This is a genomic window from Ensifer adhaerens (assembly GCF_020035535.1).
GTDB lineage: Bacteria > Pseudomonadota > Alphaproteobacteria > Rhizobiales > Rhizobiaceae > Ensifer.
Genome location: NZ_CP083349.1, coordinates 656131 through 681377, shown reverse-complemented (window position 1 = coordinate 681377; position 25247 = coordinate 656131). Strand labels below are relative to the sequence as shown.

Sequence of the window (25247 nt, the reverse complement as noted above, 5' to 3'; positions counted from 1 at the left end):
GATCAGGCAACGAGCGCCTCACCGCAACCAGGTACGTCTTCCAGACTGTAGTAGACGGGAATGCCGCGCTCGCGGGCGATGCGCACGTCGTTGTCGGCGCCCTTGCTGTCGCCCGGCAGGCGCAGCACCGCGTCGCAGAGCGCCAGCAGTCGTCCGGCCACCGGGTGGAAGATTTCCTCATAGAGGTCGTCGCCGACCCGTTCGCCACCCGCCGCATTCCAGACCGGCAGCGCCACCCATTCGCCGATCATGGGCACATGGCCCGCCCGGAACAGCGCATGAGACGGCGCCTCCAGTCGCTTGAGGTTGGCAGCCATTTTCGCCGGATCGTCTCCGGTTCCCGAGCGATAGGGTCCTGCGATCAAAATCAGCATGTTTTTCTCCACATTTTTACACGAAATATCCAGATCATTCTGGAATATTCATGATAATTCGTGCAATATCGTGAAGAGTCAAGGAGGCATTGATGCTGACAACACAGAGACGGGCTTTGATTTCGGCACGGCTGTCGCGCGACGGCGAGATCGTCGCCAAGCGCCTGGCGGACGAACTGGACCTGTCTGAGGACACGATCCGACGCGATCTGCGCGAAATGGCGGCGGAAGGTTTGCTGAAGCGCGTGCATGGCGGCGCGCTGCCGCTGGTGCCGCCGCTACCGGACTTTGCCGCGCGGCAGGCGATCGCCGGCGATGTCAAACGCCGGCTTGGGCGAAAGGCCGCATCAATGATCGAGGCGGGCCAGACGATCTTTCTCGACGGGGGCACGAGCAACGCGGAAGTCGCACGGGCGCTGCCACGCCAGACGCGGCTGACGGTTGTCACCCACAGCCCGACGATTGCCGCCGAACTCGAGCGGCACGAGGCCGAGGTGATCCTGATCGGTGGCCGTCTCTACAAGCATTCGATGGTTGCGACGGGGGCTGCTGCCCTGGCCGCAATCGCCGGCATCCGCGTCGATCTGTTCTTCCTTGGCGTCACCGCCATTCACCCGGCGCACGGCGCATCGACCGGAGACTATGAGGAGGCGGCGGTCAAGCGCGCGATCCTGAAACAGGCGGCCGACATCTATGTGCTTGCTACGTCTGAGAAATTCGGTGCGGTCTCGCCGCACCGCGTGGCCGATATCTCCGACCTCAGCGGCTTCATCGTACCGGAGGAGATCGGCGACGAGATGCTCGCGCCGTATCAAAACACAAACATCACAATCATCACTGCCTGATGCCTGTGCGGGCGCTGTCGGCCGCTTCATTCGCACACCGCGGCCGGGTCTTCGGCCAGTCAGGCGGCGAAAGCTTCCGTCACTCTGACGTCGCCGACGTGGATGCCGTTCCAATTGCGCATGGAGTGGTTTGCCTGTGCCATCAGGGCGGTGTGCAGATCCGGCTCGTCACGGAAGAAGCGGGCAAGCGTTGCGATGACCATGGCTTCGGCGGCGCGCGTCGCGCCGTCCTCGCACTTCAGCGCGATCGCGATGCCCTTTTCCGGAATGGCGGCACAGAAGACGCCCTCGGCACCGGTCTTGGCGAAGATGCGGCCGGGCGCCGTCTTCATGAGCCGTGTGCAGGCGCGCTTGGTGCCGGCGACGAAGAAGGGTTCGGCCATGCAGGCTTCGATCAGCCGCTTCGATGCGCGAGCGCGCTCGGGCTCAAGACCGGCGCCGGTCGCCATCTTCGCGAAACCATGTGCGAGGCCCTTCAGCGGCACGGCATAGGTCGGGATCGAGCAACCGTCGACGCCGCAATTGTCCTTGGCGAGGATCGCACCCGTCAGGCTTTCCATCGTGCCGCGGATCTCCCGCTGCAGCGGATGATCGTAGCCGACATAGCCCTTCACTTCGGTGCCGGAGTGGCAGCAGGCGCAGATGAAGCCGGAATGCTTGCCGGAGCAATTGTTATGAAGCGCCGTCGGAGCGTCGAGGCTGCGAGCCTGGGCGATCAGCGTCTTCTGGTCGGACGACCAATGGGCGCCGCATTCCAGCGCCGAAACATCGCGGCCGGCAGCGGCAAGCATCTTGGCGGCAAGCTCCACATGCTCCGACTCGCCGGAATGGGACGAACAGGCCAGCGCCAGTTCCCTGTTGCCGAAACCGTAGGCATCCGCCGCACCGCTTTCCATCAGCGGCAGCGCCTGCATCGCCTTGCAGGCCGAACGCGGGAAGACGGCGCTGTCCGTTTCGCCCAGCGAGAAGACGGTTTTGCCGTCGCCGTCGACGGCGATCACGAAGCCGCGATGACGGCTTTCGACCAGGTTTCCACGGGTGACTTCGACGAGAACGGGATTCGACATGCCTTGCCCTCAAATTTCCGAAATTGCTCCGTGCATTTAGCAGGATTCCAGCAACAGGAAACGGAGTTTTCATGAAATTCGTCCGCAGGCTCGCCGCCGCCTTTCTTGTCATTTACCTGTTGCCGGCGCTGGCCTCGGCCGGCTGGTGGTATATGCAGGACCGGCCCCAGAGCTGGCGCGATGCGGACTGGTCTTCGGCCGGCCTCCTGCCAAAGGCGAGCGAAAGCGCGGAAGCAGCGATTTACGTGTTCTCCGCGACAACCGGCGGCATGAAGGGCGCAGTCGCCAGCCACGCCTGGATCGTAACCAAGGATGAGGGCGCTCCCTCCTACGATCGCTACGACAAGGTTGGATGGGGCAAGCCGATCCGCCGGAACGGCTATCCCGCCGACGCCCGCTGGTACTCCAACGAACCGAGGCTGGTCGTCTCAGTCAAGGGCGCCGAAGCCAGCCGGCTGATCCCGAGGATCGAAGCCGCGATCGCCAGCTATCCCTATGCTTCGCCCGGCGGCTACCGGATCTGGCCGGGCCCGAACTCCAACACCTTTGTCGCCCATGTGCTGCGCTCCGTGCCGGAACTCGGCGCAGTGCTACCGCCAGACGCCGTCGGCCGCGACTATCTGGCAGAGGGCAGGCTGTTCCAGATCGACGCCGACGGCCGCGACATGCACGCGACGCTTTATGGCCTGGCCGGCATCTCGGCGGGCGTGCGCAGCGGCCTCGAACTGCATTTCTTCGGGCTCGTCGCCGGTTTCGATTTTGCCAGGCCCGGGATCAAGATCCCGGCACTCGGGCGCTTCGGGGTATGATCTGCACAGTTCCAACATTTGAGTACGAAGGTTCTGGCGTGAAACACTGAAAATGGAAAAGGGCCGCCCGAGGCGACCCTTCCATGAGTTCTGGCCGTGTGAATGGCCCGGGCTTTCAGACCCGAAGGAAGGCGGGAATCACGCCGAGGGCTGCCTCGACACGTTCACCTCTTCCATGCCCTTCACCAAGACCGAAATCTCATTAGACATTGGACCACCTTCCTTTCTATTCGTTGCTGATGACGTCAAGGTAAGCGATCCGTCACCGATTACAAGACCGACGATGGTCGAAGATCGCATTCCATCGTCGTGCCGCAGTTCACATAGGCATGATGATCTTGCCGATCACATGGACATGATGATCTTGCCGATATGGTCGCCCTCTTCCATCAGCCGGTGACCGTCGGCCACTGCGCTGAAGGGAAGGACGGAATGAATGACCGGCGCGACCTTGCCTGTTTCCAGCAACGGCCAGACCTTTTCGACAAGGCCATCACGGATCGCCTGCTTTTCCGCCGCCGTGCGCGGACGAAGGGCCGAGCCCATGACATGCAGCCGTTTCGTCAGGATCGGCGCGATGTTCGCCGCCTCGACCTTGGCGCCGCCGAGGAAGGCGATGATCGACAAGCGGCCGTCCTTGGCAAGCGATGCGATGTTGCGATCGAAGTAACGCCCGCCGACCATGTCGAGAATGACGTCGACGCCGCGCCCGCCGGTCTCTTCGAGAACGACCGTCTTGAAGTCCTCGTCGCGATAGTTGATCGCGCGCCTTGCACCGAGCGCCTCGCAAGCCCGACATTTCTCGGCACTGCCGGCCGTGACGAGGACCTCGGCGCCCAAGGCCTTGGCAAGCTGGATCGCCGTCGTGCCGATACCGCTCGAGCCGCCATGGATGAGGATTGTCTCACCCGCCTTGAGGCCCGCCATGTCGAAGACATTGGCCCAGACGGTGAAGAAGGTTTCGGGCAAGGCCGCCGCCTTCACCGCGTCGTAGCCCTTCGGCCAGGCGAGCGCTTGGGTGGCGGGGACTGCCGCATATTCCGCATAACCGCCGCCATTGGCGAGCGCACAGACCTTGTCGCCGACCTGAAAGCCCTTGGCACCCGCGCCCAGCGCCACGACCTCGCCCGCGACTTCGAGGCCGAGGATCGGACTTGCGCCCGGCGGCGGCGGATAATCGCCCTTGCGCTGCAGGACGTCAGGGCGATTGATACCGGCCGCCTCTACCCGAACGAGGATGTCGCCTGGCTTCACCTCCGGCAACGGTCCTTTCTTCAGGATCATGTTTTCCGGCCCGCCCGGGGTCGGAAGGTCGACGAAATTCATTTCCGATGGAAGGGACATGGCATTACCTCGCGCTGGCTGATGCGCCACATCTAGCGCTGGTGATGCGCCGCGGAAAGGGTTTCTGTCGAACCGGGAGGACCGAACGCGGCCGACAGGAAGGAGAGAACATGTTCGGCCACGAGCCCGGGGCTCTCCCAGTGCGGATTGTGGCCATGCCCTTCCAGCGTGATCGAACGGATGGAAGCCAACATTGCGGCAAGCTGCTGGCGGTGTCCCGCATCGAAAAGCGGATCCTCACTGCCTGAAATGGCCAGCACCGGTACCCGCAGTTGTCGCGCATCGGAATTAAGGTCGATGGCGGCAAGGTCGTCGAGGATGGCGTGCCAGACCCGGATTGGGATTTCCGCAGCCTCGCGGCGCAGCTGGGCGAGAAATGCGGCGTCGACCGGCCGGCTGCAGGCGTGCCAGGTATCGAAGAACGGATGGTCCGGACGTAGCGGGTCCTTGAGCGCGCGGATCGCCCGCGCAGTCGGGTTACCCTCCCCGAGACTGGGCTGCAGGCTGCCGGATAGCAAACCGAGCGCCCCGATCAGATCCGGGCGCCGGGCGGCGAGCGCTATGGCGATCATCGCTCCCATGGAGTGGCCGACGATCGCAATGTCACGCAGACCGAGTCTGGCGGCCAGACAATCGATGTCCCCGGCAAGATCAGCAACCGTCAATCCCGGGCCGGCTCTCGAGCCGCCGTGCCCGGCAAGATCCGGAATGATCAGGCGGTAACCGGCAAGGAATGGAGCGATCAGCGAGAAGCTGCGACTGCTATCGGAATATCCATGCAGGAGCAGCAGCGCCGGGCCCTCGCCGCGATCGACATAGGCGAATTGGCGTCCGCCGGGCAGCTCGATCCGCCGCTTCAACGTCGTCCATTGCTGCTCGCCGATGGCGGTCACAGTCCAAGCGCGGCCTTGACCGCGGCCAACCCCGGCTGTCCATCAAAAGTCGTGACACCAGCGAGCCAGGCGTCCAAACGCTGCGGCTCTTCCTTGATCGCCTTAGCACCGGCTTCCTCCGGTGCCAGCCCATCATTCATCAAGTAACCCATGCCGCGGTTCTCGAAGTCGATATCGAACGTCAGATTGTTGAGAAGCTTGGCGACGTTCGTGCATTCCTGCAGATAGCCCTTGCGAACCTGCGTCGAGACGGTCGCCGCGCCGAAATCCGGCCCATAGAATTTGTCGCCGCCGGTCAGATACTTTATCGAGAGCGCCGTGTTCATGGGATGCGGAGCCCAGCCCTGAAACACAATGAAGGACTTGTCCCGCGCCCGGCGAGTCACCTCCGCCAACATCCCCTGCTCGCTCGATTCGACCACCTCCCAGCCATCGAGACCGAGGCTTGGATCCTTGACCGCATCAAGCATCAACTGGTTGGAACCGGGCTCGATGCCGTACATCTTCTTTTCGAACCTGTCGGCAAAGGTCTTGAGATCGGAGAAATCCTTCACACCGGCATCCCAGACATAGTCGGGCACGGCGAATGTATACTTTGCGCCAGTCAAGTTGGTTCGCACCGTTTCGACCGACCCATCGTCCTTGTAGGGCTTGTAGTAAGAGACCATCGCCGGGTCCCAATAGCCGAGGAAGACGTCGAGGTCCTGGCTTCGAAGGCTGGTGTAGATCACGTCTATGCCGAGCAGCTTGCTCTCCGGCTCGTAGCCGAGCGCCTTCAACACCGTCAGTCCTACGCCCGTCGTGAACGCCAGGTCGTTCCATCCGGGCTCAGCCAGCCTTACCTGCCGACAGGAGTCCGGGTCGCCAGCAAGGGCTGGGCTCGCGGCGGCGACAAGCGCGGCGGTGGACATCAGCAGTCTCATATTCGGCATCGCTTTCTCCCATCTTGTCCAAGCAGACTAAATATTGTCCCACGGGTCAACATTTGATCTTTCCGGAAAGATTGTCAATGTGGGAATCGTTTGGAGGCGGCCATGCGACTGACGAGAATAAGTGAAATCCGGCGGCGCGAGTTGCGCCGGGCAGCCTTCGAAGTGCTGCAAAGGGAGGGGATGGCCGGCGCGACACTCGAGAAGGTGGCGACCCATGCCGGCGCGTCCAAAGGCATCGTGCTGCACTATTTCGCCAACAAGCAGGAGCTTTTCGAGCATGCGATGCGCGAGGCAAATGCGGCGCTAAAAGAAGCCGTGGTCGAGCGGCTCAATCGGGCACGCACGCCGCGCGAGCGCCTGGATGCAATCATCGAGGCGAATTTCGAAGAACGCTTCTTCCAGCCCTCGGTCTGCCACGCGTGGCTTTCGCTTTGCGCCGAAGTGCCGCGCGAGCCCCAGCTTGCCCGAATCCAGAAGGTCATCCACGCCCGGATGCGATCGAACCTACTCTCCGCTCTGTCGCACCTTCTGCCGGCCGGTGAATGCGAGGCAGCGGCACTGGGCATCACGTCGCTTATCGATGGGCTATGGTTGCGGCTCGGATTGCAGTCGGGCGGGTTGACGCGGGACATGGCGCTCGCACAGATGCACGACTATCTGGCTCACCGCCTGCCTGAACCACATTCGCTGTAGCTCAGCCGCCGAGTGCATCCATCACAAGCCCGGTATCGCTCGCCTTGGCCCGGGATTTGATTTCGGCGATGCGGGCGCTGACGGCCTGGGCGTCGGAAAAGACGAAGCCTTCGGGCAGACCCAGGACGGCAATCGAGCAGCGCATCAACGGGAATTCCTTCGGCGCGCCGTCGCGGCCATGGCCACTGATGCGGCCGTCCGCCTGGTGTTCCGGCGAATAGAGTTGGCAGACATCGGAGCGGAAATCGTCGAGCAGACGGTTCAGAACCGCCTCGAGTTCCTCCACCGAGCAGCCACTGACGCCGACGAAGAAGTCGTCGCCGCCGACATGGCCGAGGAATTTCTCCTCGCCGATGAAATGGCGGCGCAGGAGTGCTGCAAAGAGCGTGATCGCAAGATCGCCCTTCTGGAAGCCGTAGGTGTCGTTGAAGGGTTTGAAATCGTCGAAGTCGCAATAGCAGAAGTAGCGCGCCTGGTCACCATCGAGGATCGCGTCCTGGACATAGTCGCGGATGGCGCGGTTGCCGGGCAGACCCGTCAGTGGGTTCTGCTCCTGTGCCATCTTCAACTGTTTTTCGTTGATGATCTTGAGGAGCGACGAAGCCGAAAGCGTGCCGGCGTAACGCATGTTCTCCGTCAGGATCAGGCAATCGCTTCCGTCCATGCCGGCGAAAATCTTCAGCATCTCGTCCGCCGGCGTGTCGAGGTCGGCGATCGGTGCCGGGCTGGCAAAATGCGAGATCCGCCGCTGGTAGATCCTGTTCTTCAGGAGATCGCGGCCGAAGGGGTGATAGATCAGTTCCTTGACGTGATACTCATGCAGGATGCCGCGCGGTTCGCCATTGGCGTTCAAGACGGGAAAGAAGCCCTGGCGCGGATTTCGCCGGAAGAGATCGAAGACGGAATCGAGCTCGTCACTCTCACGCACCGTCGGCAGCTGCTCGATCTGCTTGCGGATCAGGATACCGTCAAGCGAAGAGGAGGTGCGTCTGCCGCTGACACTTTGATCGAGATGCGGATAGGCGGGAAGAAGCTCGCTGAGATGGGTCGTCGGCCGGGCGACGTAGTATCCCTGCACGAGATCACAGCCGAGGTCACGGCAGGTGAGAAACTCCGCTTCCGTCTCGACGCCTTCGGCAATGACACGCGTGCCAAGCACATGGGCGGTGTTGACCGTGTGGCGCACGAGGTGACGCTTGCGGGCGTCGGCCTCGATGCCCGAGATGAAGTGCCTGTCGATCTTCACATAATCGACCGGTTGGTCGCAAAGCAGCTTCAGCCCGTTGAAACCGGCGCCGAAATCATCGATTGCCAGCTTGAAGCCGGCGAGCCGGAGGTCGCGCACCAGCGCCGAGAAATCCGGCATCTTGCCGCCGTCGAAGCGCTCGGAAAGCTCGAAGCAGAGCGACGACGGGGCGATGTTGGCGCGCTTCAGGTGGTTGACGAGGCGCTCAACGATATCCCCCTCGCCACCGACGAGGCGCGAGTCGAAATTGAGGAACAGCGTGCGTGCGGAATGATCGGGCAGCGTCGCGAAACCGGCGACGGCGCGGCTGTTGATCATGTGCTCCAGTGCCAGCAGCTGTCCGGCTTCTTCGGCCTTGTCGAGCAATTCCAGCGGCGAGGCGAAGCCGAGCTTGTGGAAGCCGCGCATCAAGGATTCGTAACCGAAGACGGTACCGGTCGCGGCTTCCGCGATCGGCTGGAAGGCGCTCTCGATCACGAGCTTCGCAAGCGTGACGATCTGGTCGTCGCCGAACCGGCGCAGCGAGAGAATTTCGGCGGGGGCGGCGGACATGCCGGGCTCCAGAAATGTGGGAACGGACGATCAGACGCCCGCAACATGGCCGCCAACCGTCAAGGAAGTCTTTCCCCATTATGAAGCTTTGATGAAAGCTATGTGACAACCGCAACTGTGCCAGTCGGCTGCAAACGCTCTAATGAAATCAGTGGTTTCATGAGCAATCGCTGAGACGAGCCACAGCGCTGAGGCCGGCACTTGCGCACCGACCGTCACTGCGCTCGCAACTCTACGGATCGAGGGCAGATCACCCCTTTGCCAGCACGCCAAAGGCGATCAGCGACAGGCCCTGCATCACGAGGTCGACGGCGAGGAACAGGCCGAGGATCCAGAGGCTGTTGACTGGCCAGCCGGCGGCGATAATGAGGCCGGCCACAAGCGTGACCAGTCCGCCGAGGGCCACCCATCCCCAGCCCTGCACGGGCCGGAGCTTCAGCCCCACCCAGATGCGGAAGCAGCCGGCGACGATTAGCGCGATCGCCATCACGAAGGTGAGGAAGGACGAGGCGAGCACGGGATTGATGAAGGCAAAGAGACCGGCGATCGTATAGCAGGCGCCGCTCAGCCCCCAGTAGAGCACGCTGTCCCAGCCCTTGACCTGGAAGGCATGGGCGAGGTTGAAGAGCCCGCCGACCAGCATGATGATCCCGACATAGTAGACCGAGGCGACGGTCGCCATCAGCAGATTGCCGAAGGCAAGACCACCGCACATGATCAACAGCACGCCGAGTGCTACGAACCATCCCCATTTGCCGGCAATAGCAGTCTTGTCGCCATGATCGAATGCATGGGTCATTTCAACCTCCAGTCTTTCGAGACTCAGGATCGCTACCGGAGGATTGAGCCGGATTTCTTCGAAAAAGGAAAGCAAAAACACCGAAGATTTTTATTGATTGATGAGTCAATCAAAAATAAACTGACCACCGTCAAGGGAGAGACGGATGCCGAAGGTCGGGATGGAGCCGGTGCGCCGCAAGGCGCTGGTGGACGCAGCGTTGCGCGTGATCGGCGACCAGGGCACGCTGACCGTCACCATGTCCGAGATCGCCCGCCAGGCCGGCGTCTCCCCTGCCCTTGCCCACCACTATTTCGGCAGCAAGGAACAATTGCTGATCGAGACGATCCGCAGCCTTCTAAGGCAATTGCGCAACGACACGGTGACAGCGCTTCGCGCAGTCGTCAGCCCGCACGAAAGGCTGAGCGCACTCATCCGCGTCTCCTTCCAGGCAAGCCAGTTCGCTCCCGATACGATTGCCGCATGGCTCGCCTTCTATTCGGAGGCGCAGCGGTCGGAAGAGGTGCGGCGGCTGCTCGTGGTCTATGCCCGGCGCTTGCGCTCCAATCTCATGGCAAGCCTCAAGGCTCTTTGTGCCGACGATGACGCGGAACGCATTGCCGAAGGCGCTGCTGCGATGATCGACGGGCTTTATATCCGCCAGAGTCTGCGCTCCGCGCCCATCAGCATCGAAGCCTCGATCGCACTCACGGAAGACTACGTCACCTCGCACATCGATCGGCTCAAATACCGGGGAACGGCCGCATGACCGCAAGACCGAACATCCTGATCATCATGGTCGACCAGTTGAACGGAAAGTTCTTTCCGGACGGACCGGCCGCGTTCCTGCATGCACCGAACCTGAAGGCGCTCGCCGCCCGCTCGGCCCGGTTCCGCAACAATTACACCTCGTCGCCGCTCTGCGCCCCTGCCCGCGCCTCGTTCATGGCCGGGCAATTGCCGAGCCGCACCCGCGTCTACGACAATGCCGCCGAGTACCAGTCCTCGATCCCGACCTATGCGCATCACCTGCGCCGCGCCGGCTACTACACGGCGCTGTCGGGCAAGATGCACTTCGTTGGCCCGGACCAACTGCACGGCTTCGAGGATCGCCTGACGACCGATATCTACCCGGCCGATTTCGGCTGGACGCCGGACTATCGCAAGCCCGGCGAGCGCATCGACTGGTGGTATCACAATCTCGGTTCGGTCACCGGCGCCGGCGTTGCCGAGATCACCAACCAGATGGAATATGACGACGAGGTTGCCTTCCTCGCCAACCAGAAGCTCTACCAGCTGTCGCGTGAAAACGATGACGCCGAGCGCCGCCCCTGGTGCCTGACGGTCTCGTTCACCCATCCGCACGACCCCTATGTGGCGCGCAAGAAGTTCTGGGACCTCTACGAGAACTGCGAACACTTGCTGCCCGAGGTCGGCATGCTGCCGGAGGATCAACAGGATCCGCATTCGAAGCGCATCATGCATTCCTGCGACTACGGCAATTTCGACCTGACGGAAGACAATATCCGTCGCTCGCGCCGGGCCTATTTCGCCAACATTTCCTACCTCGACGAAAAAGTCGGCGAACTCGTGGACACGCTGACCCGCACCCGCATGCTCGACGACACACTGATCTTCTTCTGCTCGGATCATGGCGACATGCTCGGCGAGCGCGGCCTGTGGTTCAAGATGAACTTCTTCGAAGGTTCAGCCCGGGTGCCACTGATGGTCGCCGGACCCGGCGTCGCGCCCGGCCTGCACCTGGCGCCGACCTCAAACCTCGACGTGACGCCGACGCTTGCAGACCTCGCCGGCATTTCCATGGACGAGGTCAAGCCCTGGACCGACGGCATCAACCTCGTGCCCATGATCAACGGCGAGGAGCGCTCAGAGCCGGTGCTGATGGAATATGCGGCGGAAGCCTCCTACGCGCCGCTCGTCGCCATTCGCGAAGGCAAGTGGAAATACATCCACTGCGCGCTCGACCCGGATCAGCTCTACGATCTCGAAGCCGACCCGCTGGAACTGAAAAACCTCGCGGCCAATCCGGAAACGCCGGTGCAGGCGGCAACCTTGCAGGCGTTTCGCGACATGTGCGCCGCCCACTGGGACATGGACGCCTTCGATGCGGCTGTACGCGAAAGCCAGGCCCGGCGCTGGGTGGTCTACGAGGCGCTGCGAAACGGCGCCTACTACCCCTGGGATCACCAGCCGCTGCAAAAGGCATCCGAGCGCTACATGCGCAACCATATGAACCTCGACAATCTCGAGGAATCCAAACGCTATCCGCGAGGAGAATGAGATGAAAGCCCAACCACAAGCCTCGCACTTCATCGACGGCGAATATGTCGAGGACATCGGCGGCACCGTCATCGAGAGCATCTATCCGGCAACGGGCGAAGTCATCGCGCGGCTGCACGCGGCAACCCCTGCGATCGTCGAAAAGGCGATCGCCGCGGCCAAGCGCGCCCAGCCGGAATGGGCGGCGATGAGCCCGACGGCCCGCGGCCGCATCCTGAAGCGCGCCGCCGAGATCATGCGCGAGCGCAACCGCGAGCTCTCCGAACTCGAAACGCTCGACACCGGCAAGCCGATCCAGGAGACGATCGTTGCCGACCCGACCTCGGGCGCCGACAGTTTCGAGTTCTTCGGCGGCGTCATCGCCACCGCGCTCAACGGCGACTACATCCCGCTCGGCGGCGACTTCGCCTATACCAAGCGGGTGCCGCTCGGCGTCTGCGTCGGCATCGGCGCCTGGAATTATCCTCAGCAGATCGCCTGCTGGAAAGGCGCGCCGGCCCTTGCCGCCGGCAACGCCATGGTTTTCAAGCCGTCGGAAAACACGCCGCTCGGCGCCCTGAAGATCGCCGAGATCCTTGTGGAGGCAGGCCTGCCGAAGGGCCTCTACAACGTCATCCAGGGCGATCGGTCGACGGGCCCGCTGCTGGTCAACCATCCTGACGTCGCCAAGGTGTCGCTGACCGGCTCGGTGCCGACCGGCAAGAAGGTGGCGGGAGCGGCCGCCGCCGAACTCAAGCACGTCACCATGGAACTCGGCGGCAAGTCGCCGCTGATCGTCTTTGACGATGCCGACCTTGAAAGCGCCATCGGCGGCGCCATGCTCGGCAATTTCTATTCGACCGGCCAGGTCTGCTCGAACGGCACCCGCGTCTTCGTGCAGAAGGGCATCAAGGAACAGTTCCTCACACGGCTGAAAACCCGCACTGAAGCGATCGTCATCGGTGATCCCATGGACGAGGCGACGCAGCTCGGCCCGATGGTCTCGGCGCCGCAGCGCGACAAGGTCTTCTCCTATATCGAGAAGGGCAAGGCCGAAGGCGCACGGCTCGTGACCGGCGGCGGCATCCCGAATGCGGTCAACAGCGAAGGCACCTACATCCAGCCGACGGTCTTTGCCGACGTCACTGACGGCATGACGATCGCGCGCGAGGAAATCTTCGGGCCCGTGATGTGCGTGCTCGACTTCGACGACGAGGCCGAGGTGGTCGCCCGCGCCAATGCCACCGAATTCGGCCTTTCGGCCGGCGTCTTCACCGCCGACATCACCCGCGCGCACCGCGTGGTCGACCAGCTCGAAGCCGGCACGCTCTGGATCAACACCTACAATCTCTGCCCGGTGGAAATCCCCTTCGGCGGTTCGAAACAGTCAGGCTTCGGCCGCGAGAATTCGGTGGCGGCGCTCAACCACTACAGCGAGCTGAAGACCGTCTATGTCGGCATGGGGCCGGTGCAGGCGCCCTATTGAGATTGAGGCTAAGGCCGCCCCTCACCCTAACCCTCTCCCCGCAAGCGGGGACAAGGTGCCGGCAGGCGGATGAGGGGCGCACCCGCCTCACCGCGCGGATGAGGGGCATGCCGAGGGGCAACGATTACAAGAAAGACCACGCTTATGCAGGCAGATTACATCATCATCGGCTCCGGCTCTGCCGGTTCGGCGCTCGCCTACCGCCTCTCCGAAGACGGCAAGAATACCGTCCTGGTACTGGAATATGGCGGAACGGATGCCGGTCCGTTTATCCAGATGCCGGCAGCGCTTGCCTGGCCGATGAGCATGAAGCGCTACAACTGGGGCTATCTCTCCGAGCCCGAGCCGAACCTCAACAACCGGCGCATCACCGCGCCGCGCGGCAAAGTGATCGGCGGCTCGTCCTCGATCAACGGTCTCGTCTATGTGCGCGGCCATGCGGAGGATTTCAATCGCTGGGAAGAGCTCGGCGCGCGCGGCTGGGCCTATGCGGACGTGCTGCCCTATTTCAAGCGCATGGAACATTCGCACGGCGGCGAAGCCGGCTGGCGCGGCACAGATGGGCCGCTGCACGTCAAGCGCGGCCCGGTGCACAACCCGTTGTTCCATGCCTTCATCGAGGCCGGCCAGCAGGCCGGTTTCGAACTCACCGACGACTATAACGGCTCGAAGCAGGAAGGCTTCGGGCTGATGGAACAGACCGTCTGGCAGGGCCGGCGCTGGTCGGCGGCGAACGCCTATCTGAAGCCGGCGATGAAGCGGCAGAACGTGTCGCTCGTGCGTTGCTTCGCCCGTCGGATCATCATCGAAAACGGCCGGGCGACAGGGGTCGAAATCGAGCGCGGCGGCAAGATCGAGATCGTCAAGGCGAACCGCGAGGTGGTCGTCTCGGCATCCTCGTTCAATTCGCCGAAACTGCTGATGCTCTCGGGTATCGGCCCGGCCGAGCACCTGAAGGACATGGGCATCGAGGTGAAGGTCGACCGACCCGGCGTCGGGGCGAACCTGCAGGACCATATGGAGTTCTATTTCCAGCAGATTTCGACCAAGCCCGTGTCGCTCTATTCCTGGCTGCCATGGTTCTGGCAGGGCGTCGCCGGGGCGCAGTGGCTGTTCTTCAAGAAGGGCCTCGGCATCTCCAACCAGTTCGAGGCCTGCGCCTTCCTGCGCTCGGCCCCCGGCGTCAAGCAGCCGGATATCCAGTACCACTTCCTGCCGGTGGCGATCAGCTATGACGGCAAGGCGGCCGCCAATACGCATGGCTTCCAGGTGCATGTCGGTTACAACCTCTCGAAGTCGCGCGGCAACGTCACGCTGCGCTCTTCCGACCCGATGGCCGACCCGGTCATCCGCTTCAACTACATGAGCCACCCGGAGGACTGGGAGAAGTTCCGCCACTGCGTGCGCCTCACCCGCGAGATCTTCGGCCAGAAGGCCTTCGATCACTATCGTGGTCCGGAGATCCAGCCGGGCGAGAAAGTCCAGTCGGACGACGAGATCGACGCCTTCCTGCGCGAGCATCTGGAAAGCGCCTACCACCCCTGTGGCACTTGCCGGATGGGCGCCAAGGACGATCCGATGGCGGTCGTCGATCCGGAGACCCGCGTCATCGGCGTCGACGGGCTTCGTGTCGCCGATAGCTCGATCTTCCCGCACGTGACCTACGGCAACCTGAACAGCCCCTCGATCATGACTGGCGAAAAGGCGGCCGACCACATTCTCGGCAAGCAGCCGCTGGCGCGTTCCAACCAGGAACCGTGGATCAACCCGCGCTGGCAGGTCAGCGACCGGTAAGCGCGACTATCCGACGAAACCGACCCAACGACCGGCGAGCAACGCACTTGGCCAAAGGATCAGGGAGCCTAGTGCCTGCACGCGCAGGCGCGGGGCGATTGCGCCTCCGGCAAGAGCGGCTGACCAGCCAGGACTCACGCGGACAGTAAGTGCGTTCAAAGTGCCGAGCGCCAGCAAAGCGAGCTTGGTCAGGAACGCCGGATTGGCGAGATAGGCGGACGGCCGGACGCTGAAGAGGCAGATGCCGGTCAGAACAGCCAGCACAAGACCGATGACCGCCGCGAGGGCGAGAAACGGGCCGAGCACCGCAATGGGCGTTTGACCAACGAGGCCGATCAGTCTGAGGTCCAGCGGCAAGATGGCGCCGATCAGCAGGCCAATCGCCAGGATGTGGGCTGCATTGACGACGAGATAGAGAAGCGCCGAGCGCCTGAGCGCCACCCCCACCGGCCAGCCGGCGATCCATTCGACAAGATCGGCTGCGCTCATCCTCTAGTCCGGATCCGTTCCGGGTAGATGTCATAGGTCTTGCCGGCGAGGGTGATGCGCACGGCCTTCATTCGCTTTTCGCCCGGGTCGAGCGAGCGGTTGCCGAGAACGACGACGGCGTCACCGACCTTGGCCGTTCCCTCGACAAAGCCTGAACGCTCCGTCTGCCGGGGATTGCCGAGCTCGACATGCCACATGCCATCCGCGACCGATTCCACCTGCAAGGTCGGGTGCGGCGGTGCCATCGATATTTCGCGGATGGTGCCCTTGAGCTCGATCTGGTCGGCTTCGGCCCAGGACCAGCCGTGATGGGCATAGGCGCCAATGACCAGAAGTCCGGTCAGGATACCCGCTGCAATGCCACGGCGCGAAATGGCCTTCAACATGTGCCTGCTCCTTCGCCTGTTTCGGAGAACCGGGAGCTTGAACCGGAAGAACGGTTTGCGAAAGCACAAGATCTTCAAGACTTCTTGAGCATGCAACCAACCGCCGCTTAGAGTTGCGATGACCAAGGGTTGCGCGAACACTAATCAACAGCTTAAAATTTAGCCATTCTTAATCTCCGGTTGTTATGTCTATATGAGACGGAGTGAACGCTGGGCGAACGCCATGACGGCAGTTTCGCCGCGAGATGTCGCGTGCTCCATCCCAACATCGTCATCACTCCCCTGCCAAGGCGAGCTCGCTTCCCGACGTCCTTGCGGTGCGCCCGCGGTCGCCGCCCGAGGATGATTTGCCTTGCGGGTAACCGCGGAGCGTTATTCATGACAATCAAGGCACGCCTGCTCGTGTGTTTGTCCCTGCTTGCCGTCGCCATGCTGGTCACGATCGTCATGGCCTTCAATGCGATGACATCGATCTCCAAACGCACCGAATCGATCGTCGCCGACCGGCTGCTGCCGGTCGATCACCTGAAAACCGTCTCGGACATGTATGCGGTCGAGATCGTCGATACGACCCACAAGGTGCGAAGCGGCGCGCTTGGCTGGGCAGCAGGGCGCCAAGCGATCAACGCCGCCCTTTCGACCATCGACACGCGATGGCGCACCTATGAGGCAACGCGGCTCACGCCTGACGAAAAGAAACTCACCGAGGTTTTCGACAAGGCGCGCGTGGCGAGCGATACCTCCATTCGCAACCTCGTCCAGATCATGGAGCGCGAGGACAGGCCGGAGCTTGAGCGTTTCGTCGACACCAAACTCTACGCCTCCGTCGACCCCCTCGCCGCGCCGATCAGCGAACTGATCAAGCTGCAGCTTTCCGAAGCCAACGGCGAGCTTGAAGCGGCCAAGGCAGAGAAGGACAGCCTGACGCTCTGGCAGACCGTCGTAGCCGGTTTCGCTCTGACGACCTTGGCGGCAACTGTGTGGTTTGTCATCGCAGGCCTCCTTCGGCCACTGGCGAAACTGCGCGAGGCCATGCGGCAACTCGCTATCGGCAATCTCAAGGCCGAGATCTTCGGAGAGAACCGCCGGGATGAAATCGGTCAGATGGCCGGTGCCGTCGCGGTCTTCCGCGACAATGGGCTGGAACGCCAGCGGCTGGAGCAGGAGGCAGAGGCTGGCCGTACACTTTCAGAACGTGAGCGTGAGCAACGCGAGGCACAGAAGGCCAAGGAAGAAGCCGAGATTCGGACGGCGGTCAATGCACTCGGCCACGGCCTCGACCGGCTGGCCGAAGGCGACCTCACCTTCCGGATCGAAAGGCCGCTTGCCGAACGGCTCGACGCGCTGCGCACCAATTTCAACAGCTCCGTTGCCAATCTCGAAGATGCGCTGCGCTCGGTCGGCGACAACGCCCGCAGCATCAATGCCGGCGCCAGCGAAATCCGCGCGGCCGCCGGCGACCTTTCCAAGCGCACGGAGCAGCAGGCCGCATCGGTCGAGGAAACGGCGGCGGCGCTCGACCAGATCGCGACCACCGTGGCGGATGCCAGCCGGCGTGCGGCGGAAGCAGGCATGCTTGTGACCCGCACCCGCGATGCTGCGGAGAAGTCCGGCGAGATCGTCGGCAATGCCGTCACCGCCATGAGCGGCATCGAAGCCTCATCGCGGGAGATCTCCAGTATCATTGGTGTCATCGACGATATCGCCTTCCAGACAAACCTCCTGGCGCTGAACGCCGGCGTCGAGGCGGCACGGGCCGGCGAAGCCGGCAAGGGCTTCGCCGTCGTCGCCCAGGAGGTGCGTGAGCTCGCGCAGCGCTCGGCGCAGGCCGCCAAGGAAATCAAGGTGCTGATCGCAACCTCCGGGCAACAGGTGAAGTCCGGCGTCACGCTGGTGCGCGAAACGGGCACGGCACTCGAAAGCATCATCACCGAGGTCCAGGAGATCAGCAGCCACGTGACCGCGATCGTCGAAAGCGCACGCGAACAGGCCGTCGGCATCCAGCAGATCAACACCGCGGTGAACGCGATCGACCAGGGTACGCAGCAGAACGCGGCAATGGTGGAGCAATCGACCGCAGCAAGCCATAGCCTCGCTCGCGAGGCTGGCGCGCTCAACGATCTCCTGATGCGCTTCAAGACCGGTGGCGGCCGCCCGGCCGCAGCCCACCTCGTGGCAAGCGCGAGCAAAGAGACTGCCGCCCCTTCGCCCGCCCGCGCCTTGAGCCGCAAGCTCGCCAGCGCCTATCGCGGCGCGGCGCAGCCACAGGAGGACGGCTGGGCGGAATTCTGACGGCCGGCTTGGCCCACCCGTAGCGAGGGCGCGTACCGCCTGGTTCGCGCCTTTTCCTATTGAACGATGTTTCCGACAGCAATTAAAGTATAAAATCTAGTAATTTACTGGTCTATATTCGGTTTTTCGCTGCCTTTCATTCTGAGAGGCAGATTTGCTCCAAACAAAGAGCATTAGAAACCGCTATTTCTGTCCATTGTCGCATTGGGCTGCGATATTCCGACCAAGTTGGAACAGGACGCAGCCATGACCACGTCATCCCTCGAAACCACCGCCAAGGCACTGAACGAGACCCTCGAAGGCCTGGATCTCGCCGGCCGGCTGGCGCTTGTCGCGAGCCTTGAAGGGCAGGCCGTCTTCACGACCTCGCTCGGCATCGAGGATCAGGTGATCACCGCGGCGATCGGCGGGAACAAGCTGTCCATCGCAGTCGCGACACTGGAAACCGGGCGCCTGTTCAACGAGACGGTCGCCCTGATCGACAAGACCGAGGAAACCTACGGGATTCTGATCAAGCGCTACCATCCGGAACAGGCCGATATCGACGCCTATGCGGCGCGCTACGGTCTCAATGGCTTCTATGAGAGCGTCGAAGCCCGGCATGCCTGTTGTGACGTGCGCAAGCTGAAGCCGCTTGCGCGCGCACTCGAAGGGGCAACCTTCTGGGTCACCGGCCTGCGTCGCGGCCAGTCGGGCAATCGCGCATCGACGCCCTTCGCGGAAGCCGATGCCGAACGTGGCCTCATCAAGGTCAATCCGCTGGCGGATTGGGACATCGAGACCATCCGCGCTTACGTCGACGCCCATGCCGTTCCGGTCAACCCGCTGCATGCCCGTGGCTATCCGTCGATCGGCTGCGAGCCCTGCACCCGTGCGATCAAGCCCGGCGAGCCGGAACGCGCCGGCCGCTGGTGGTGGGAAAACGACGAGAAGCGCGAATGTGGCCTGCACGTGCCAGAAGCCGCTGCGAGTTCCACCATCCCGAATCCGAGCAGCGCCGCCTGAGGCTGGCGCGCTCGTCTTTAAGACAAATCCTCCCGGAGACTGAAATGCCCCATATCCATCCGGAAACGGAACTGCACAACCCGCAGAGCGCCAAACCGCCGCTCGACCCGCACCTGAAGGCGCTGGAAAACGAGGCGATCCACATCTTCCGCGAAGTGGCCGCCGAGTTCGAGCGCCCTGTCATGCTCTATTCGATCGGCAAGGATTCCTCCGTTCTGCTGCACCTGGCGCGCAAGGCCTTCTATCCCGGCCGCGTTCCCTTTCCGCTGCTGCACGTCAATACCGGCTGGAAGTTCGCCGAGATGATCACGTTCCGCAACGAGATCGTTGAGCGCTACGACCTCGACCTGATCGAGCACGTCAACCCGCGTGGGGCTGCCGAAAACGTCACGCCGTTCACCCACGGTTCGGCGCTCTATACGGACATCATGAAGACTGAGGCGTTGCGCCAGGCGCTCGACGCCGGCCAGTTCGATGCTGCCTTCGGTGGCGCGCGGCGCGATGAAGAGGCGAGCCGCGCCAAGGAGCGCATTTATTCCTTCCGTACGCCCGACCACCGCTGGGACCCGCGCAACCAGCGTCCGGAACTCTGGAACGTCTACAACGGCATGATCCGCAAGGGCGAAAGCGTGCGCGCCTTCCCGCTGTCGAACTGGACCGAGGTCGACATCTGGCGCTACATCCAGGCTGAAGAGATTCCGATCGTGCCACTCTACTTCGCCGAGAAACGCCCGATCGTCGAACGCGACGGCATGATGATCCTCGCCGAAGATCCGCGTCTCGAACTCTTGCCGGGCGAGACCAAGCGCGAGGAAGTGATCCGCTTCCGCACGCTCGGCTGCTTCCCGCTGACGGGCGCCATCCGCTCGAACGCCACGACGCTCGACGACATCATCTCCGAACTCGAAACCGCGACCGTTTCCGAACGCCAGGGCCGCGCCATCGACCGTGACCAATCCGGCTCGATGGAAAAGAAGAAGCGCGAAGGATATTTCTGATGACTGCTCCCGCAACCGCGAATGCCGTTGAGCACGTTGCTGCCGGCGAGGTTCTGGCCTTTCCGACACAGGAGCCGGCGCGCGCCACGCGCGACAGCCGCCCGCTTCGCCTGATCACCTGCGGCTCGGTCGACGACGGCAAGTCGACGCTGATCGGCCGCCTGCTCTGGGATACCAAGGCGGTCAAGGAAGACCAGGCCGCGACGCTGCAGCGCGATTCCAACGGCAAGCAGAACGATCTAGGCCTGCCCGACTTCGCGCTGCTCCTCGACGGCCTGCAGGCCGAGCGCGAACAGGGCATCACCATTGATGTCGCCTATCGCTATTTCTCGACCGACAAGCGGTCCTTCATAGTCGCCGACACGCCCGGCCACGAGCAATATACCCGCAACATGGCAACGGGCGCCTCGACCGCCGACCTCGCCGTGCTGCTCGTCGACGCCCGCGTCGGCCTGCTCGAACAGACCCGCCGGCATGCGACGATCGCAACGCTGATGGGCATCAAGCAGTTCGTGCTGGCGGTCAACAAGATCGACCTGACCGACTACGATCGCGCCCGCTTCGAAGAGATCAACCACGAGTTCCGGGAACTGGCGTTGTCGCTCGGCGTGCGCCAGGTCACCTCTATTCCCGTCTCCGCTCTGAAGGGCGAGAATGTCGTCTATGACGGCCGCGCCTCCATGCCCTGGTATGACGGCCCGACGCTGATCGAGGTGCTGGAACTGGCAACCACCCGTTCGGCCCAGACCGTCGGCTTCCGCCTGCCGGTACAGCGCGTCTCGCGTCCGGGCGAAAGCTTCCGCGGCTATCAGGGCACGGTTGCCGGCGGCTCGGTGAAGCCGGGCGACAGCGTCGTCATCCTGCCCTCCGGCATGGTGGCCAACGTCACCAAGATCGTCACCTTCGACCTGGTGCGCAATGCGGCCGTTGCCGGTGACGCGATCACGCTGGTGCTCGACCGCCAGGTGGACGTCTCGCGTGGCGACATGATCGTGGCGATCGACAGCCAGCCGTTGACCGGCCTCTCCTTCGACGCCCAACTCGTCGCACTGCAGCCGGAAGGCATCCAGCCCGGCAAGCGCTACTGGCTGAAGAGCGGCAGCCGCCGCCAACGCGTTCAGGTGCAGCCGGCCAACCAGCTGGACCTCAAGACCGGTAAGTGGAACCATGCCGATCAGCTGCCGATGAACGCGATCGGCAAGGTGCATCTCGCATTCGATGAGCAGGCGATCTTCGACACCTACGAGCAGAACCGCACCACCGGTGCTTTCATCCTGATCGATCCGGACACCAACAACACGGTGGCCGGCGGCATGATCACGGCGAAGCGTTCGGCACTCGGCGGCATCCATACGGAAGACGCCCGCGTTATCCTCTCACTGCCGGCCGACCTTGCCGACCAGCTGATGGCGACCGAACTCTTTGCGGGCCGTCGCGAGGAAGCCGAGGTCCGACGCGTGAGCGCCGGCAGGGCGATCGAGATCATCGACGATATCGACGGCTGAACGATAATCGCCGCAGACAAAAGAAGGGGCCCGATCAGGCCCCTTTTTCGTTGTTGAAACGACGCGGTGGAGTTTGGCCTTTGCAAAGAATTCTGTCGCCCTATCTCCCAGCCGCAAGGGAGAAGCGTCATGAAAACGGAACATCAGGAAGAAGGCGCGAGACAGCACGGCTTTCACGGACGCACCGTATCGATCGAGGCATTTGCCAGGAAGTATCGCCTCGATGCGGAGGAAGCCGAGCGATTGGAGAACCAGTTCGGCCCGGTCGCCGGCGAAATCGAATTGCTGCAGGCGGCCCGGCGCAACGGCATGCCGGAGGAGTGACCTCCTCCCGGCATTCATCGTCAAAGCTGCTGTTCGATTGCCGGAAGGACCATCGTCAGCGGAGCGGGTTCGGCGTGCTGCCAAAGCTGATAGCCGACGACGCTGCCGAGTATGGAGGTCCATATGGCAATCTCGCGAAAGGTGAGTATCGGTTCCTTCAACATCTTCGGCTCTCGGGTAAGAACAAGTGTTGAATGCAATATCGCCCCCATTGTTCACCTTGATAAGGCATCGTTCGGTGAACACGGCGTTTCGAAGTGAACAATAAAGCCGTGGCGCGTTGATGATGCTGCGTCGCCGTCGGCGATGCGAGGACCGCCGTGCATCCGCGGCCAATCCGCTTCCCTTCGGAAAGCTCTTCACCTCGCGTCATCGTTCCAAAACGGGACAGAACTGGCAATCGCTTCACCTTGACCCGAAATCGCACAGATCGCACCTTTTCATCCGCCTCCGCATTCGTAAGTTGGCGCGTCGATCATGAGGATCGATAGGGCTGTTTCACCGTTTCTGGACGCTGTGGGACAGTCCGCCTGACCGTGGACATCAACGGAACATCACCCGGCAAGGCAGGCCCCGTCGCCCTCCTCCCAAATGCGATCCTTCTCTCCCGCATCGGCGGTACCGATGGACAGAAGCAACCACTCCGGCGTATCTGGACGACTTTCGCGCAACGATGCGCCGAATCAGGGAGACGAGAAGGTGAGCACGGACAAGCAACCGGAAACCACCGTGAAGGTCGAGAAGCGCGTCAACGGCAAATGGTGCTTCGTCATCAAGTTTCGCGGTGTCACCTATCCCGCCCAGGGCAACTTTACATCGATGCTGCAGGCCCAGGCAGCTGCCCAGTCGGCTCTCACGACGCTCGAGAGGCAGCGCTGACAGGCGGATGGAGCGTTGCCATCGATGATGGAAACGCTCTCTTGCCTCTACCTGGACGTCGCGCCCGCCCGGTCCCTACTCGACTGCGGAACGGATGATGTTGCAGAGCCCCTCCTGCACCACCTGTTTGGTGGCCACCTGCCCCACCTGAATATCGAACATCGCATCAACCCGCGTGCCTGAACCACGCTTGCGGGCAACGACGCGCAACGTCTGCAGCCGTCCGGAGCCGGCGGTATCCTGATAGGCCTCGATGGTTCCGAGCGACTTGTTGATCTCGATTCCGGAAAACCCTTCCGCCGCGACCCCCCGCGCCATCCGCTGCAAGGCGGCCTCGGGCTTCAGCTTCGGAAACTCCTGCCAGGTCTTGTAATAGACCGGCGTTACCAGCGGAACGCCCGACGCCTTGAAGTTCTTCTCGCAGTTCTGCGCCGCCGCCACGGAGTGGCCGGTCATTAGCAGAACGGCGGCAATGGATAGGTGCTTGATCGACATTCCCGTTCCCAATCGTTGATGGACTGTGGCGGGAACCTAGAACCTTCGCGTGCACGCAGACAGGCCACCCGGGCGCGAATGCACGGCTATTCGACCAACGGCTCATAGGAGGCGACGAATGACAGAGCATCGAACGTGAAGAGGACCACGGCTGCCCCCCAGTGCCCCCTCTTGAGGGGATCAGGCGGCTCGCCTGCGGTCTCGTAGGTCCTTCAGAGGCTTCTCGATGTACCTGTACGAGACCGCGGCGATGAGTGTCGCCAGCCCACCCACCACGATTGATGTGGTGAAGGGATCCAATTGGTCCCGGAGCGCCAGGGCAATGGGGTAGTGCCAGAGATATATCGAATAGGACAGCAGGCGAGATAGCGCGGCCCTTCTCTTGAGAGGAAGCGAGAAATCGCCGTCTCGCCCGAGACCAACGATAAGGCCAAGCCCGCGGCCGCCAAATCGACGGCGATGCCGCCCCAGCCGATGAACCAGATGTTGCGGAACCGGAAGAACAACAGCGCCACAAGCAGCATGTAAATCGATATCCGTCCTATCAGCAGAACGCGCTCCCCTTGCAGCCGCCATGGCATGACGGCGATCAGCGCGCCAAGGATCAGGCCGCTCATGCGCGTATCGAACCGAAAATAAGTGCGATGCCAATCTTGCCACACATGGGCATCCACGATTCGCCAGGTCGTCGCGACGACAAATCCAACCGCCAGCAACCACATCAGCGGCCGCACAGGAAGCCGTCGAGTTGCCAGAATGACCAGAGGCCAAACGAGATAGAAATGTTCCTCGACGGCAAGCGACCAGGTGTGACCGATACTCAATGGCTGATACCAGAAGGCCATCGTGTAATCGGACAGATAAAGCCCTGCCAGCAGGACGTCGAAGACTGGATTGACCGTCGGGAACACCAAGGGTGCGAAAGCTGCATAGGCAGCCAGCATCAGCAACAGCGGCGGATACAGGCGGGTCGCCCGGCGCCAGTAGAATTCCGGCAACCCGATGCCGCTGCGGAGGATCGTGGTGATCAGATAACCGCTGAGAACGAAAAAGACATCGACCCCGATCATCCCGCCTAGAGCAAACGGAAAACGGCAATGGAACGCGACAACGGTGAAAACCGCCACCGCCCGCAATCCATCAAGAGCTGGATTGTAGTGCAAGGATTACGCCCCCACGCGCTGTCCCAACAACCCTATAGAAAAATGCAAGTGGCTGCCAGCATCTGCCGTCAGCGTTCACGCATCGAAAGTTCACCGCGGCGCAACGGCATCTTATCTTGCAGGTTGCATGTCGAACTGGTCGAAAACAGTGGGAAATCTTCGTCGCCGTCGATGCCATGGCGACAACGGAACATGCCGCCAAAACGAAAAAAGCCCGGATTTCCGGGCTTTTCGGCTGGTCGGAGTGGCAAGATTCGAACTTGCGACCCCCACGTCCCGAACGTGGTGCGCTACCAGACTGCGCTACACTCCGTGACCAGCGGCGCCTCTATAGAACAGGCATTTTGATTTCACAAGCGCCTATCTCGAAAAACCTTGCGCCTTTTTTTCAAAAAATTTGTGACGGTGGAAAACTCGTGCGGAGATTGCCGTTTGGCGGGAGCCGCTGGCGTCTGGAAGCGCGCCCGATAGGGACTTTCTGCAACGCTTCATATTTTCCTCAAATCGAGGGTGCGGCGTGGATTTCCTTTCTATTGGTTTGGCGCTAGAGGCACAACGGAAAGCGCGGAAAACCAGGGGATACGGGCTTCCGCGCCACGCCTATTTCAGAACGAGAGC

General features: G+C 62.4%; 25 protein-coding genes and 1 tRNA gene. 13 read left to right on the top strand and 13 right to left on the bottom strand.

The genetic code is table 11. The annotated features are described in order from the left end of the window. Nucleotides 1-2: 2 nt before the first annotated feature. Entirely contained in the window at nucleotides 3-374 is a 372-nt protein-coding gene (locus LAC81_RS03265; protein ID WP_223726700.1) for a DUF4406 domain-containing protein, read from the bottom strand. Between the two features lie 92 nt (nucleotides 375-466). Here LAC81_RS03265 and LAC81_RS03260 point away from each other — a divergent pair, with 92 nt between their 5' ends. Continuing rightward, a complete protein-coding gene (locus LAC81_RS03260; RefSeq protein ID WP_223726699.1) occupies nucleotides 467-1219 on the top strand; it encodes a DeoR/GlpR family DNA-binding transcription regulator in 753 nt (250 codons plus the stop codon). 59 nt (nucleotides 1220-1278) lie between these two features. On the opposite strand, the gene LAC81_RS03255 is transcribed toward LAC81_RS03260, so the two are convergent. Beyond that, complete coding sequence (locus LAC81_RS03255; RefSeq protein WP_223726698.1) at nucleotides 1279-2286, bottom strand: asparaginase; 1008 nt, start codon at nucleotides 2284-2286, stop codon at nucleotides 1279-1281. A 71-nt stretch (nucleotides 2287-2357) separates the two neighbouring features. Here LAC81_RS03255 and LAC81_RS03250 point away from each other — a divergent pair, with 71 nt between their 5' ends. Then, nucleotides 2358-3095, top strand: a complete 738-nt coding sequence (locus tag LAC81_RS03250; RefSeq protein ID WP_223726697.1) for a DUF3750 domain-containing protein — start codon at nucleotides 2358-2360, stop codon at nucleotides 3093-3095. A gap of 345 nt (nucleotides 3096-3440) precedes the next feature. Here LAC81_RS03250 and LAC81_RS03245 read toward each other — a convergent pair whose 3' ends face one another. From LAC81_RS03245 to choX, 3 genes are read right to left on the bottom strand one after another with little or no spacing between them, the layout of a single operon-like run. Further along, entirely contained in the window at nucleotides 3441-4439 is a 999-nt protein-coding gene (locus LAC81_RS03245; protein WP_223726696.1) for an NAD(P)H-quinone oxidoreductase, read from the bottom strand. A 32-nt stretch (nucleotides 4440-4471) separates the two neighbouring features. Next, nucleotides 4472-5332 (bottom strand): alpha/beta fold hydrolase, encoded by an 861-nt coding sequence (locus LAC81_RS03240; RefSeq protein WP_223726695.1) that lies wholly within the window; start codon nucleotides 5330-5332, stop codon nucleotides 4472-4474. Further along, the gene (gene choX / locus LAC81_RS03235) at nucleotides 5329-6264 is read right to left on the bottom strand and encodes a choline ABC transporter substrate-binding protein (protein ID WP_419195800.1); all 936 of its coding nucleotides are present in this window, start codon (nucleotides 6262-6264) and stop codon (nucleotides 5329-5331) included. The genes LAC81_RS03240 and choX overlap by 4 nt, the downstream gene beginning before the upstream one ends. A 102-nt stretch (nucleotides 6265-6366) precedes the next feature. Between choX and betI (LAC81_RS03230) the strand changes: the two genes are divergently transcribed. Further along, nucleotides 6367-6957, top strand: coding sequence for a choline-responsive transcriptional repressor BetI (gene betI, locus LAC81_RS03230; RefSeq protein WP_223726694.1), 591 nt, complete (start codon nucleotides 6367-6369; stop codon nucleotides 6955-6957). Between the two features lies 1 nt (nucleotide 6958). On the opposite strand, the gene LAC81_RS03225 is transcribed toward betI (LAC81_RS03230), so the two are convergent. Further along, the gene (locus LAC81_RS03225) at nucleotides 6959-8755 is read right to left on the bottom strand and encodes a GGDEF domain-containing protein (protein WP_223726693.1); all 1797 of its coding nucleotides are present in this window, start codon (nucleotides 8753-8755) and stop codon (nucleotides 6959-6961) included. A 250-nt stretch (nucleotides 8756-9005) separates the two neighbouring features. Next, nucleotides 9006-9554, bottom strand: a complete 549-nt coding sequence (locus LAC81_RS03220; protein ID WP_223726692.1) for an HdeD family acid-resistance protein — start codon at nucleotides 9552-9554, stop codon at nucleotides 9006-9008. A gap of 145 nt (nucleotides 9555-9699) precedes the next feature. On the opposite strand from LAC81_RS03220, the gene betI (LAC81_RS03215) reads away from it, so the two are divergent. The 4 genes from betI (LAC81_RS03215) (at nucleotide 9700) to betA (ending at nucleotide 15093) form a co-directional block, all read left to right on the top strand. Then, nucleotides 9700-10302, top strand: coding sequence for a transcriptional regulator BetI (betI, locus tag LAC81_RS03215; RefSeq protein WP_223726691.1), 603 nt, complete (start codon nucleotides 9700-9702; stop codon nucleotides 10300-10302). Next, nucleotides 10299-11834 (top strand): choline-sulfatase, encoded by a 1536-nt coding sequence (gene betC / locus LAC81_RS03210; RefSeq protein ID WP_223726690.1) that lies wholly within the window; start codon nucleotides 10299-10301, stop codon nucleotides 11832-11834. Before betI (LAC81_RS03215) ends, betC begins: the two co-directional genes overlap by 4 nt. A gap of 1 nt (nucleotide 11835) precedes the next feature. After that, nucleotides 11836-13299 carry a betaine-aldehyde dehydrogenase gene (gene betB, locus LAC81_RS03205; protein WP_113537933.1) on the top strand — a complete coding sequence of 488 codons (1464 nt, stop codon included), beginning with the start codon at nucleotides 11836-11838 and terminating at the stop codon, nucleotides 13297-13299. A gap of 144 nt (nucleotides 13300-13443) precedes the next feature. After that, the gene (gene betA, locus LAC81_RS03200) at nucleotides 13444-15093 is read left to right on the top strand and encodes a choline dehydrogenase (protein WP_223726689.1); all 1650 of its coding nucleotides are present in this window, start codon (nucleotides 13444-13446) and stop codon (nucleotides 15091-15093) included. Nucleotides 15094-15099: 6 nt separating this feature from the next. On the opposite strand, the gene LAC81_RS03195 is transcribed toward betA, so the two are convergent. Together LAC81_RS03195 and LAC81_RS03190 are read right to left on the bottom strand one after the other, a co-directional pair. Continuing rightward, nucleotides 15100-15582 (bottom strand): DUF2214 domain-containing protein, encoded by a 483-nt coding sequence (locus LAC81_RS03195; protein ID WP_223726688.1) that lies wholly within the window; start codon nucleotides 15580-15582, stop codon nucleotides 15100-15102. Then, the gene (locus tag LAC81_RS03190; RefSeq protein ID WP_223726687.1) at nucleotides 15579-15968 is read right to left on the bottom strand and encodes a DUF6152 family protein; all 390 of its coding nucleotides are present in this window, start codon (nucleotides 15966-15968) and stop codon (nucleotides 15579-15581) included. The genes LAC81_RS03195 and LAC81_RS03190 overlap by 4 nt, the downstream gene beginning before the upstream one ends. A gap of 378 nt (nucleotides 15969-16346) precedes the next feature. Here LAC81_RS03190 and LAC81_RS03180 point away from each other — a divergent pair, with 378 nt between their 5' ends. The 5 genes from LAC81_RS03180 to LAC81_RS03160 all read left to right on the top strand — a co-directional run bounded on the left by LAC81_RS03180 (nucleotide 16347) and on the right by LAC81_RS03160 (nucleotide 22092). Next, on the top strand, nucleotides 16347-18260 hold the full coding sequence (locus LAC81_RS03180; RefSeq protein ID WP_273700164.1) for a HAMP domain-containing methyl-accepting chemotaxis protein: 1914 nt from the start codon (nucleotides 16347-16349) through the stop codon (nucleotides 18258-18260). 246 nt (nucleotides 18261-18506) lie between these two features. Continuing rightward, complete coding sequence (locus LAC81_RS03175) at nucleotides 18507-19265, top strand: phosphoadenylyl-sulfate reductase (RefSeq protein ID WP_223726686.1); 759 nt, start codon at nucleotides 18507-18509, stop codon at nucleotides 19263-19265. A gap of 44 nt (nucleotides 19266-19309) precedes the next feature. Further along, entirely contained in the window at nucleotides 19310-20263 is a 954-nt protein-coding gene (gene cysD, locus LAC81_RS03170) for a sulfate adenylyltransferase subunit CysD (protein ID WP_223726685.1), read from the top strand. Beyond that, nucleotides 20263-21768 (top strand): sulfate adenylyltransferase subunit CysN, encoded by a 1506-nt coding sequence (gene cysN / locus LAC81_RS03165; RefSeq protein ID WP_223726684.1) that lies wholly within the window; start codon nucleotides 20263-20265, stop codon nucleotides 21766-21768. The genes cysD and cysN overlap by 1 nt, the downstream gene beginning before the upstream one ends. 129 nt (nucleotides 21769-21897) lie before the next feature. Further along, nucleotides 21898-22092: a hypothetical protein gene (locus tag LAC81_RS03160; RefSeq protein WP_223726683.1), complete on the top strand. Its 195-nt coding sequence runs from the start codon at nucleotides 21898-21900 to the stop codon at nucleotides 22090-22092. Between the two features lie 20 nt (nucleotides 22093-22112). Here LAC81_RS03160 and LAC81_RS03155 read toward each other — a convergent pair whose 3' ends face one another. After that, complete coding sequence (locus LAC81_RS03155; RefSeq protein WP_223726682.1) at nucleotides 22113-22256, bottom strand: hypothetical protein; 144 nt, start codon at nucleotides 22254-22256, stop codon at nucleotides 22113-22115. 535 nt (nucleotides 22257-22791) lie between these two features. Here LAC81_RS03155 and LAC81_RS03150 point away from each other — a divergent pair. Continuing rightward, a complete protein-coding gene (locus LAC81_RS03150; protein WP_223726681.1) occupies nucleotides 22792-22971 on the top strand; it encodes a hypothetical protein in 180 nt (59 codons plus the stop codon). A gap of 75 nt (nucleotides 22972-23046) precedes the next feature. On the opposite strand, the gene LAC81_RS03145 is transcribed toward LAC81_RS03150, so the two are convergent. The 3 genes from LAC81_RS03145 to LAC81_RS03135 all read right to left on the bottom strand — a co-directional run bounded on the left by LAC81_RS03145 (nucleotide 23047) and on the right by LAC81_RS03135 (nucleotide 24942). Next, a complete protein-coding gene (locus LAC81_RS03145) occupies nucleotides 23047-23460 on the bottom strand; it encodes a hypothetical protein (RefSeq protein WP_223727753.1) in 414 nt (137 codons plus the stop codon). A 218-nt stretch (nucleotides 23461-23678) separates the two neighbouring features. After that, nucleotides 23679-24629 carry an acyltransferase family protein gene (locus tag LAC81_RS03140; RefSeq protein WP_223726680.1) on the bottom strand — a complete coding sequence of 317 codons (951 nt, stop codon included), beginning with the start codon at nucleotides 24627-24629 and terminating at the stop codon, nucleotides 23679-23681. A 236-nt stretch (nucleotides 24630-24865) separates the two neighbouring features. Next, nucleotides 24866-24942: transfer RNA gene (locus LAC81_RS03135), tRNA-Pro, on the bottom strand. Nucleotides 24943-25247: the final 305 nt, after the last annotated feature.